Here is a 1,745-nt window from a genome sequence, read left to right as displayed (position 1 = left end):
GGCTCAGCCCTTCTTCAGGATCAGCTCCGTGTTCCGGTCGCCCGCCTCGCCGCCCAACGCGGGCTTCGCTCCGGGGGCGTTGAAGGACAGCTCTCGGTACAGCGCGGCGAGGCCCGTCTGGGAGAGGTCGGCGAAGTCCGTGCGGTGCGGGGCGGCGGACTCGATGAGCGTGGTGAAGACGGAGACCGTGCCGTCGTGGTTGTCGGAGACCTCCACCACCCGCGCCAGCTGCGGGAAGTCGATGTGCGAGGCCGTGGAGACCTCCCAGAAGGAGCCGTGCGGGGTGCGGTGCGGGGTGATGGCGTTCTTGTGGCTGTGGCCGTTGACCCAGGCGAGGACCGAGCGGTGGCGGCCGAGCAGCGCGAGGACCTCCTCGCCACCGTGCCGGGCCTCGCCGGGCCGGGAGGGGTCGTGGCGGAGGTTGCGCATGGTCCTGCTGGTGTGGTGGCTGAAGACGACCACGTACGAAGGACCGCCCGCGCGGCGCTCGTTGGCGGCCAGCTCGCGCTCCAGCCAGCGCAGCTGGGCCGTGCCGAGCGAGCCCTCGTAGTGGCCGCCGGGGTCGGTGGTGTCCAGGCTGATGCCGAGCACGTCGTCGCTGACGCGGAAGGAGTAGTACTGGGTGGCCGAGGCCAGGTTCTCCTGGGTGTAGCCGTGGCCCAGGGGGCCGTGGCCCGCGTAGGCGGGGTCCAGGTGCGCCTGGACGTACTCGGCGGGCGTGAACGGCGCCCGGGACTCGTCGGGCGTGACGGACCGCATGCGCCGCCTCTCACCCTTCAGCAACTCCTTGAAGTGCGCGCCCTTGGGGTCGCGGCCCTTCTTCACCGCCTTCCACAGCGCGGCGCCCCGCGTCTCGTCGAGGGACATCAGCTTCTTGCCGCCGACGGCGAACTCGGTGAAGTACGAGTCCTTGGGAGCCCAGCAGCCGCCGGGCAGCGCGTCGTGGTTGCCGACCGTGGAGTACCAGGGCAGTCCGAGGCCGGGGCTGTTGACCTCGCGGAGAGCGGCGTCGAGGAAGCCGGGCAGGCGCGGGAAGCCGAGCGACTTGTCGGCGTCGCGCAGGGCGTCGTCCGGGTGCCAGTACAGCTTGAGGCCGCTGTCCTGCACGCCTTCGTAGCGGCGCGGGTCGCCGGTGTTGGGGGTGATGCGGCCGCCGCTCATCACCTTGAGGAACCAGTCGAGTTCGGCGCGGGAGTTGTTGTCGGTGTTGTCGCCGGTCGTCACGACGCAGTGCAGCGGGGCGCCGGTCGCGGGCGCGCCGCGCAGGGCGTTGACGCGCTCGACCAGGGAGACCGCGCCCGCCACCGACAGGGACTCGTGCGGGCGCCAGGCGCTCGCGGTCTGGGCGCGCAGATACTCGTACCGCAAGGGGTGTTGTACGTCGACGAGGTGCAGGTCGGTGAATTGCACGAACGCGGCGAGCGCGGTCCGCCGCGCCTCGCGCCCCGGTTTCGCCGCCGCGAGGTCGCCGCGCACCACGCGCGGCCAGGCGGGCCCGTCGCCGAGCCGCCGGTAGCCGGAGGTGCCGCGCGCGGCGGCGACGGTGAGCAGGGTGGTGCCGCTCTTGTACGGCATGAGGGGCGCGGCGGGCGCGGGACGGGAGCGCGGGACGGTGGCGTGGCCCGCCGGGGAGGCGTTGCCGTCGCCCGCGCCGGGGCCGAGCGCGTAGCCGATGCCGGCGGAGAGGGTGACCGCGCCGGTGGCGGCGAGGAGGGCGCGGCGGTCGAGGAGGCCCGCGATGGTTC

The 1,745-nt window shown here is 73.5% G+C and carries 1 protein-coding gene; it reads right to left on the bottom strand.

Annotated features, from left to right (window positions below; translation table 11 throughout):
- Positions 1–3: 3 nt before the first annotated feature.
- Positions 4–1,740 carry a TIGR03767 family metallophosphoesterase gene (locus GKQ77_RS32400; protein WP_219692721.1) on the bottom strand — a complete coding sequence of 579 codons (1,737 nt, stop codon included), beginning with the start codon at positions 1,738–1,740 and terminating at the stop codon, positions 4–6.
- Positions 1,741–1,745 lie beyond the last annotated feature (5 nt).

Source organism: Streptomyces anatolicus, assembly GCF_019400875.1.
GTDB lineage: Bacteria > Actinomycetota > Actinomycetes > Streptomycetales > Streptomycetaceae > Streptomyces > Streptomyces anatolicus.
The sequence above is the reverse complement of the archived record's forward strand: the minus strand, read 5'-3'. Positions and strand labels throughout refer to the sequence as shown.